3 protein-coding genes and 1 tRNA gene are annotated in these 9,692 nt (G+C 70.7%); 3 read left to right on the top strand and 1 reads right to left on the bottom strand.

What is annotated here, in order from left to right:
* The first annotated feature begins 114 nt into the window (after window positions 1-114).
* Window positions 115-777, top strand: a complete 663-nt coding sequence (locus tag AQJ66_RS30445) for a DegT/DnrJ/EryC1/StrS family aminotransferase (RefSeq protein WP_061928340.1) — start codon at window positions 115-117, stop codon at window positions 775-777.
* 85 nt (window positions 778-862) lie between these two features.
* Window positions 863-938 (top strand) — tRNA-Thr (locus AQJ66_RS30440).
* Between the two features lie 49 nt (window positions 939-987).
* Here the strand turns inward: AQJ66_RS30440 and AQJ66_RS30435 are convergent.
* Window positions 988-3,744 (bottom strand): SpoIIE family protein phosphatase, encoded by a 2,757-nt coding sequence (locus tag AQJ66_RS30435; RefSeq protein ID WP_061928338.1) that lies wholly within the window; start codon window positions 3,742-3,744, stop codon window positions 988-990.
* Window positions 3,745-4,155: 411 nt separating this feature from the next.
* Between AQJ66_RS30435 and AQJ66_RS30430 the strand changes: the two genes are divergently transcribed.
* Window positions 4,156-9,618, top strand: a complete 5,463-nt coding sequence (locus AQJ66_RS30430; protein WP_107119092.1) for a HAMP domain-containing protein — start codon at window positions 4,156-4,158, stop codon at window positions 9,616-9,618.
* Window positions 9,619-9,692 lie beyond the last annotated feature (74 nt).

Here is a 9,692-nt window from a genome sequence, read left to right as displayed (position 1 = left end):
AATCATTGAAAGGGTCGGTCCTTGAACTTCGGTTCAAGGACCGACCCTTTTTTGGTATGCGTAACTTTACGTTCACGTTGCCCGCCCAGCATCGCAGCCATGGGTACTGCTGCAATGCTCAGGGCCGCCGGCGTCGGAGCCGGTGACGAGGTCGTCGTACCGGCCTTCGGGAACGTCGAGGTCGCCGAGGCCGTGACCCTGGCCGGCGCGTCGCCGGTGTTCGCCGACATAGACCCGGTGACCTACTGCCTCGACCCCGGCGGCGTCGAGGCGTCCATAACGCCGCGCACCGCCGCGGTGGTCGTCGTCCACCGCTTCGGGCGGCGGGCCGACATCGGGCGGCTGCACGCGCTCGGGCAGCGGCACGAACTGCTGGTGCTGGAACAAGGCGAGTCCGAGGCGCCGTACGACGAGCTGGCGCAGCGCCGGGAGCGGGCCGCGTACCTCGACGCCCGGCTCAAGGGCGTACGGACGCCGGCCGGCGGCGACGGGCACACGTACCAGCAGTACGTCGTACGGGTACCGGGGAACGGCCGGCCGGACCGGGACGCCTTCGCACGGGCCCTGCGGGTCAAGGGAGTCGAGTGCCGGGTCCCCGTCAAGACGCCCGTGCACCGGCTGTCGGAGTTCCGCCGCTACGTGTCGCTGCCGGAGACCGAGCGGGCCGCCGACGAGACGCTCGCCCTGCCGGTCGACGCCTCGCTCACCAAGCGGCACATGCAGCGGATCGTCTCCGCCTGCAATGCCCTCGGAGGACTCCTGCAACCGGCCTTCTGAGCGGGTGCCCGAACGAATTTGGGAACACGGGCCGGTTCGGGGTACAGTTTCTCCGTCGCCACGAGGGAAACCTCGAAAACGACCGGCCCCTATAGCTCAGTCGGCAGAGCGTCTCCATGGTAAGGAGAAGGTCAACGGTTCGATTCCGTTTGGGGGCTCCAGCAAAAAGCCCCACCCTTTCGGGTGGGGCTTTTTCGTGCGTTCTCGGGGTCAGACTTCCCGGTGGATTTCCGGTACTCGCATCGCCAGGATCGCCATGTCGTCCGACGGCGCGTCCGACGCGAAGCGTTCCACCGCGCGCATGATCCGGGCCGCGACCGCGCCCGCCGTGAGGCCCGTGCACGTGGTGAGCACGTCGGCGAGGCCGTCGTCGCCCAGCATGCGCGTGCCCTCCCGGCGCTCGGTGACGCCGTCCGTGACGCAGAGGAGGACGTCTCCGGGATCGAGCGTCACCGTCTCCTCGTACAGCTCCAGGTCCTCGATGACGCCGAGCAGCGGCTGGGGTTCGGCCGCGGCGGCCACCGTGCCGTCCTGGCGCAGGCGCAGGGGGAGCGGGTGCCCGGCGCAGACCACCTTCAGCTCGGCGCTGCCGTCCTCCTGGGGCCGCATCTCCCCGTAGAGCAGGGTCAGGAAGCGGCTGCGGTCGCCCTCGTCGAGGATCGCCGAGTTCAGGCGCTCCAGGACCGCCGGACCGGAGAGCCCCTCGCGGGCCAGCAGACGCAGCGCGTGCCGGGCGAGGCCGGTGACGGCGGCCGCGTTGGGTCCGGTGCCGCAGACGTCGCCGATCGCGAAGCCGTAGGCACCGTTGCCGATCGGGAAGAGGTCGTAGAAGTCGCCGCCCACCTCGTTGCCCTCGCCGGCGGCGCGGTAGATCACCTCGACCTCGACGCCGTCGATGTGGGGCAGGCCGGGCGGCAGCAGACTGCGCTGCAGGGACTGGCTGATGGCCGTGCGCTCCGAGTACAGCCGGGCGTTGTCCAGCGCGAGCGCCGCTCGGCGGGACAGGTCCTCGGCCAGCTCCAGGATCTCCTGGCGGAAGTGCTCGTCGGCGGGCTTGCCCAGGGTCAGCATGCCGATGACGCGGTTGCGGGCGACGAGCGGCAGGACCACCGTCTCACCGCCGACCGCGGAGGCCGTCGCGAGCGTCGGGCCGATGCCGGAGGCGACCTGGTGGGTCGGGCCGCCGGACAGGCCGAGGCTGCGCATCGAACTGCGCAGGGCCGCCCGGTGGGCGACCTCGCCGGGGGCGCTCCAGACCCGGGCGCCCGGGGTCGGTACCGGATCCGGCGGGGAGATCTTCGACAGCAGCGACTTGATGCCGTCGATGAGCTCCTCGTCCTCGTGCAGCACGTACGACAGGTACGGCTCGGAGGCCTGGTCGGCGATCGTGTAGACCGCGCACCAGGTCGCCAGGGTCGGGACCGTCATCTGGGCCATGAGGGCGAGGGTCTGGTCGCGGTCCAGCGTGCCTGCCAGCAGGTCGGAGGCCTCGACGAGGAAGCTCAGGGAGCCGCGGCGCAGCCGCTCCAGCTCGCCGAGGCGGGCGGACTCGACGGCCAGGGCGATGCGGTCGGCGGCGAACTGCAGGCGCAGCGCCTCCTCGTTGGAGTACCGGCCCGGCGCCTCCGCGGCGACCCCGAGGGAACCGGTGAGGCGGCCCTCGACCTTGAGCGGGACCGTCACCACCGAGCGCATGCCGGTGCCGGACAGCAGGGGGACGGCGCCCGGGACGGCGCTGAGGTCGTCGTGCACCGCGGGCATGCGGGCGGAGCCGTAGCGGCCGGGGCCGGCCTCGACGGGCACGCGCGCGAAGCGCTGGCGGGCGGAGGGCAGGCCGGTGGAGGCGCGGACCTCCAGTTCCGTCTCGTCGTCGGTGGCGAGGAGCAGGAACGCGGAGTCCGCGTCGAGCATGTCGCGGGCCCGCTCCACGGTGCGCTGGAGGAGCCCGTCCAGGTCGTCCGGGGCGGGGGAGCCGATGAAGACCTCGAAGGGGTCCGTGCTCTGGTCCGCGGCGCCGCCCTGGTCGGTGGCGGGGACCCGCGACGGCGTCTGCAGGACGGCGCGCTCGTGGTCGCGCACCAGCAGGCAGACGGTGGAGGGCTCGCCGCCGGTGTCCCGGACCCGCAGGTGGGAGGCGTACACCCGGGCCACCCGGCCGTCGGCGCGGCGGACGCCGTAGCTGCCCTCCCAGCGGGAGAGCTGGAGCGCCTCGGCGATGCCCGTCCCGGTGCCCGGGGTGTGCGGCCAGGCCGCGAGGTCGGTGAGGGGCTTGCCGACGACCTCGCTCGCGGGGTAGCCGAACAGTTCCTCCGCGTCCTCGTTCCAGGCGCTGACGGCTCCCTTCCGGTCGATCTGGAGGACCGCGACGCGGACCCGGGCGTCGGCGAGCGGGAGGAGCTCCGCGGGCAGGGAGGGGCCCGCGGTGCGGGTGCCGACGGGCCGCTCGGGCAGGTCGAGCTCGAACCAGACGTTCTTGTGCGTGGGCGTGTAGTCCACGCCCCAGCGGGTGGCCAGGGCCGCGCACAGCTGGAGGCCGCGGCCCCCCTCGCGGTCGGGGCTGCCCATGGCGGCGGGCGAGCCCTGGAGAGGGACCTCGCGCTCGGGGTAGCGGTCGGACACCTCGACGCGCACGGCGTCCTCGGAGCGCAGGCACAGCACGTCCGCGTGGGTGCCCGCGTGCACGACCGCGTTGGTCACCAGTTCGCTGGTCAGGACCACCGCGTCGTCGACGATGTCGGCGAAGCCCCAGCCCTGGAGGGTGTCGCGGACGAAGGAGCGAGCGGTCGCGACCGATCGCCCGACGGGCTCGAAACTGGCAGCCGCGCGCGCGGTGATCACAGAACTCCTCGGCCGGTCGTCGACGTGCAGGGCTGAGTGGCCGGGCGGCTCGCGCCGCTGCTGCGGCATGCGCTCGCCCGTCGGCCGTGGCTCCGGGGGATGCTCCCCGGGGATCAGTCCGGTGGTCATGGTCTGCGGCCGCCCCTCCGATGCCCGCTCGTTCTCGTGCCACCGCCCAGGCCGGTCGGACCGGTGCGGCTGGACAGCCGCTTGCAAGGTTACTTACCTTCGCGGTCCGAACGGATGCCGGTCGCCGCGGTTCACCCCCACAGGGTGTGCGGACGATGTGCGAAGCTGCCGAACTGTTATGGCCTGGTTCGGTCGGGGTGAAACACTGGGCAAGCTTCTGATGAAGGTCGGGTCGCGCTGCGTGCGTCACGTGTACGCCGGGCAGCAGCCTCTGGTGTGGCCGGATCTCATCTGGCAGAAATACCGAACGGTAACGAGTACGCGGAAGTAACCGGTATGCCAAGGAACCGGCACGCCGGGCCGACGCGGCCGAGCACAGCAGCAACGGTCTACCCCTCCGGGAGGGACACAGTGGAGTCTGGCGCAGCGACGCGGGGCACGAAGACGCGCGCGAAAGGCGGACCATCCCTGAGCAGGAGCGGCGGGACCACCACCGTGGACACCGCCGGCCTCAACCGGCTGCTGGCGGCTCTCGTGGCGATGCGCGACGGGAACTTCCGCAAACGGCTCACGGTGTCCGGGGACGGCGTGATGTCGGAGATCGCGGCGGTCTTCAACGAGGTGGCCGACCGCAATCTGCACCTGACCGGTGAGCTGTCCCGGGTGCGCCGCATGGTGGGGCGTGAGGGAAAGCTCACGGAGCGGCTGGAGACGGGCGCCTGCGAGGGCTCCTGGGCCACGGCCATCGACAACTCCAACGCCCTCGTCGACGACCTCGTGTGGCCCGTCTCCGAGGTCGGCCGGGTGCTGACGGGGGTCGCGGAGGGTGATCTGTCGCCGCGCATGGACCTGCGCACCCAGGCGCCGGACGGGACCACCGGGCATCCGCTGCGCGGCGAGTTCCTGAAGGTGGGCCGCACGGTCAACAACCTGGTGGACCAGCTGTCGACCTTCACCGACGAGGTCACGCGCGTGGCCAGCGAGGTCGGCACCGAGGGCAAGCTCGGCGGCCAGGCGCGCGTGCGGGGGCTGTCGGGGTCGTGGAAGGACCTCACGGACTCCGTCAACACGATGGCGTCCCGGCTGACGGCGCAGGTGCGGGACATCGCCCTGGTGACCACCGCGGTCGCCAAGGGCGACCTGTCGCGGAAGGTCACCGTGCACGTCGCCGGCGAGATGCTGGAGCTGAAGAACACCGTCAACACGATGGTCGACCAGCTCTCCGCGTTCTCCTCGGAGGTGACGCGGGTCGCGCGCGAGGTCGGCACGGACGGCATCCTCGGCGGCCAGGCCCACGTTCCGGGCGTCGACGGCACCTGGAAGGAACTCACCGACTCGGTGAACCTGATGGCCGGCAACCTGACGGCCCAGGTGCGCGGCATCGCCCAGGTGACGACCGCCGTGGCCAACGGCGACCTGTCGCAGAAGGTGACCGTCCCCGCGCGCGGGGAGGTCGCGCAGCTCGCCGACACGATCAACCAGATGACCGAGACGCTGCGGATCTTCGCGGACGAGGTCACGCGCGTGGCCAACGAGGTCGGCGGCGAGGGCCGGCTGGGCGGTCAGGCGACGGTGCCGGGCGTCGCCGGGACCTGGAAGGACCTGACGGACTCCGTCAACACGGTGTTCCGGAACCTGACGACGCAGGTGCGGGACATCGCCGCGGTGACGACCGCGGTGGCCAGCGGTGACCTGTCGCAGAAGGTCACCGTGGACGTGGCCGGCGAGATGCTGGAGCTGAAGAACACCGTCAACGGCATGGTGGACCAGCTGTCGGCGTTCGGCGCCGAGGTGACCCGGGTGGCGCGGGAGATCGGCGTCGAGGGCGAGCTGGGCGGCCAGGCGCAGGTGCCGGGCGCGGCCGGGACCTGGAAGGACCTGACGGACTCCGTCAACACCGCGTTCCGGAACCTCACCGGTCAGGTGCGCAACATCGCCCAGGTGACCACGGCGGTGGCCAACGGCGACCTGTCGCAGAAGGTCACGGTGGACGTCTCCGGTGAGATGCTCCAGCTGAAGAACACCGTGAACACGATGGTGGACCAGCTGTCGAGCTTCGCCGACCAGGTGACCCGGATGGCCCGGGACGTGGGCACCGAGGGGCGCCTCGGCGGCCAGGCGCGCGTGGACGGCGTGTCGGGCACGTGGAAGGAGCTGACGGACTCCGTCAACTCGATGGCGTCCAACCTGACCGGTCAGGTGCGCAACATCGCCCAGGTGACGACGGCCGTGGCGCGCGGTGACCTTTCGCAGAAGATCGACGTCGACGCGCGCGGGGAGATCCTCGAGCTGAAGAACACCATCAACACGATGGTGGACCAGCTGTCCGCCTTCGCCGACCAGGTGACCCGGGTCGCCCGGGACGTGGGCACCGAGGGGCGCCTCGGCGGCCAGGCGCAGGTGCCGGGCGTGGCGGGTGTGTGGCGGGACCTCACCGACTCGGTGAACGGCATGGCGGGCAACCTGACCGCCCAGGTGCGCAACATCGCCCAGGTCGCCACGGCGGTGGCGCGCGGTGACCTGTCGCAGAAGATCACCGTGGACGCGCGCGGCGAGATCCTGGAGCTGAAGAACACCCTGAACACGATGGTCGACCAGCTGTCGTCGTTCGCCCAGGAGGTCACGCGGGTGGCCCGCGAGGTGGGTACGGAGGGCATCCTCGGCGGCCAGGCCGAGGTCCAGGGCGTCTCCGGCACCTGGAAGGACCTCACGCAGTCCGTGAACTTCATGGCGAACAACCTGACCATCCAGGTGCGCAACATCGCCGAGGTCACGACGGCGGTCGCCAAGGGCGACCTGTCCAAGAAGATCACCGTCGACGCCAAGGGCGAGATCCTCGAGCTCGTCACCACGGTCAACACGATGGTCGACCAGCTGTCCAGCTTCGCCGAGCAGGTGACCCGGGTGGCGCGCGAGGTGGGCACCGAGGGCATCCTGGGCGGGCAGGCGCACGTGCCGGGCGTCACGGGCATCTGGAAGGACCTCAGCAACAACGTCAACCTGATGGCCAACAACCTGACCATGCAGGTGCGCAACATCTCGCAGGTCGCGGCGGCGGTCGCCAACGGCGACCTGACGCGGCAGGTGACCATCGAGGCGCGCGGCGAGGTGGCCCAGCTCGCCGACACCATCAACACGATGGTCAAGACGCTGAGCTCGTTCGCCGACCAGGTCACCAAGGTGGCCCGCGAGGTGGGCACGGACGGCATCCTGGGCGGCCAGGCGCACGTACCGGGTGTGGCCGGCACCTGGAAGGACCTCACCGAGTCGGTGAACCAGATGGCGTCCAACCTGACCGGTCAGGTGCGCAACATCGCCATGGTGACGACGGCCATCGCCAAGGGCGACCTGACGAAGAAGATCGACATCGACGCGCGGGGCGAGATCCTCGAGCTGAAGACGACGATCAACACGATGGTCGACCAGCTGTCCAGCTTCGCCGAGGAGGTCACCCGGGTGGCCCGCGAGGTGGGCACCGAGGGGCAGCTCGGCGGGCAGGCGCGGGTGCGGGACGTCGACGGCACCTGGCGGGACCTGACGGAGTCGGTGAACGAGATGGCCGGGAACCTGACCCGGCAGGTGCGTGCCATCGCGCGCGTGGCGACCGCGGTGACCCGCGGCGACCTGAACCTGAAGATCGACGTGGACGCGTCCGGCGAGATCCAGGAGCTGCAGGACTACATCAACAAGATGATCGCCAACCTGCGCGACACCACGATCGCCAACAAGGAGCAGGACTGGCTGAAGGGCAACCTGGCCCGCATCTCGGCGCTGATGCAGGGCCGCCGGGACCTGGAGGACGTCGCCTCGCTGATCATGAGCGAGCTGACCCCCGTGGTCTCCGCGCAGCACGGCGCGTTCTTCGTCGCGATGCCGCTGATGGAGGGCCAGGACCTCGGTGGTGGCGGCGAGGACCCGTACGAGCTGCGGATGCTCGGCTCGTACGGCTACTCGATGGGCTCCATGCCGGCGTCGTTCCGGCCGGGCGAGGCGCTGATCGGCACGGCGGCCGAGGAGAAGCGCACGATCCTGGTGGAGAACGCGCCCAGCGGCTACCTGAAGATCTCCTCCGGGCTCGGTGAGGCCCCGCCCGCCCAGGTGATCGTGCTGCCGGTGCTGTTCGAGGGCACGGTGCTCGGGGTGATCGAGCTGGCGTCGTTCACGCCGTTCACGCAGATCCAGAAGGACTTCCTCAACCAGATCGCCGAGATGATCGCGACCAGCGTCAACACCATCTCGGTCAACACCAAGACCGAGCAGCTGCTGAAGCAGTCGCAGGAGCTGACCGAGCAACTGCGTGAGCGGTCGGCGGAGTTGGAGAACCGGCAGAAGGCGCTGCAGGCCTCCAACGCCGAGCTGGAGGAGAAGGCCGAGCTGCTGGCCCGGCAGAACCGGGACATCGAGGTGAAGAACACCGAGATCGAGGAGGCCCGGCAGGTCCTGGAGGAGCGCGCCGAGCAGCTCGCGGTGTCGATGCGCTACAAGAGCGAGTTCCTCGCCAACATGTCGCACGAGCTGCGCACCCCGCTGAACTCGCTGCTGATCCTGGCCAAGCTGCTCGCCGACAACGCCGAGGGCAACCTCTCGCCGAAGCAGGTGGAGTTCGCCGAGACCATCCACGGGGCGGGCTCGGACCTGCTGCAGCTGATCAACGACATCCTCGACCTGTCGAAGGTCGAGGCGGGCAAGATGGACGTCTCCCCGACCCGTATCGCGCTCGTCCAGCTCGTGGACTACGTGGAGGCCACCTTCCGGCCGCTGACCGCGGAGAAGGGCCTGGACCTGTCCGTGCGGGTCTCCCCGGAGCTGCCCGCGACCCTGCACACCGACGAGCAGCGGCTGCTGCAGGTGCTGCGGAACCTGCTGTCCAACGCGGTGAAGTTCACCGACTCCGGGTCGGTGGAGCTGGTGATCCGGCCGGCCGGCGCCGACGTGCCGGTGGGCATCCGCGAGCAGCTGCTGGAGACCGGGTCGCTCGCCGATCCGGACGCGCCGCTGATCGCGTTCTCGGTGACCGACACCGGCATCGGGATCGCGGCCAGCAAGATGCGGGTGATCTTCGAGGCGTTCAAGCAGGCGGACGGCACGACCAGCCGCAAGTACGGCGGCACCGGCCTCGGTCTGTCCATCTCGCGGGAGATCGCGCAGCTGCTCGGCGGTGAGATCCACGCGCAGAGCGAGCCGGGCCGCGGCTCGACGTTCACGCTGTACCTGCCGCTGCACCCGAGCGAACTGCCGCCGCAGGGCTACCAGCAGTCGGTGGCCCCGCTGGAGGCCGGTGAGCTGGTCGCCTCCGAGGCGCGCCGGCGTTCGGAGCTGTCCGCCGCGGAGATCGAGACGCCGGCCGAGGTGAAGTCGTACCAGGAGACGCAGAACGGTGCCGCCGCGCTCTTCCGGCGCCGCCGCCGCAGCATGCCGCCGCCCGAGCAGCGGCCCGAGCAGTGGACGACGGTCGCCGAGCAGGAGAACGCGCCGCAGCCCGCGCGCGGGTTGCGCTTCGGCGGCGAGAAGGTGCTGATCGTCGACGACGACATCCGCAACGTGTTCGCGCTCACCAGCGTCCTGGAGCAGCACGGGCTGTCGGTGCTGTACGCCGAGAACGGCCGCGAGGGCATCGAGGTGCTCGAGCAGCACGACGACGTGGCGGTGGTGCTGATGGACATCATGATGCCGGAGATGGACGGGTACGCGACGACCACGGCGATCCGCAGGATGCCCCAGTTCGCGGGGTTGCCGATCATCGCGCTGACCGCGAAGGCGATGAAGGGCGACCGGGAGAAGGCCATCGAGTCGGGCGCCACCGACTACGTGACCAAGCCGGTCGACCCCGATCACCTGCTGACGGTCATGCGACAGTGGATGAGGGCCGGGTGACGGTCCGGCGGGGGGCCCGGGTGAACGCCGCGGGAACCCCGGGCGTGCTCCCGGGGACGGCGGGCCGCACGGTC

Origin of the sequence: Streptomyces bungoensis (assembly GCF_001514215.1) — a bacterium.
GTDB lineage: Bacteria > Actinomycetota > Actinomycetes > Streptomycetales > Streptomycetaceae > Streptomyces > Streptomyces bungoensis.
This window is presented reverse-complemented; position numbering and strand designations above follow the sequence as displayed.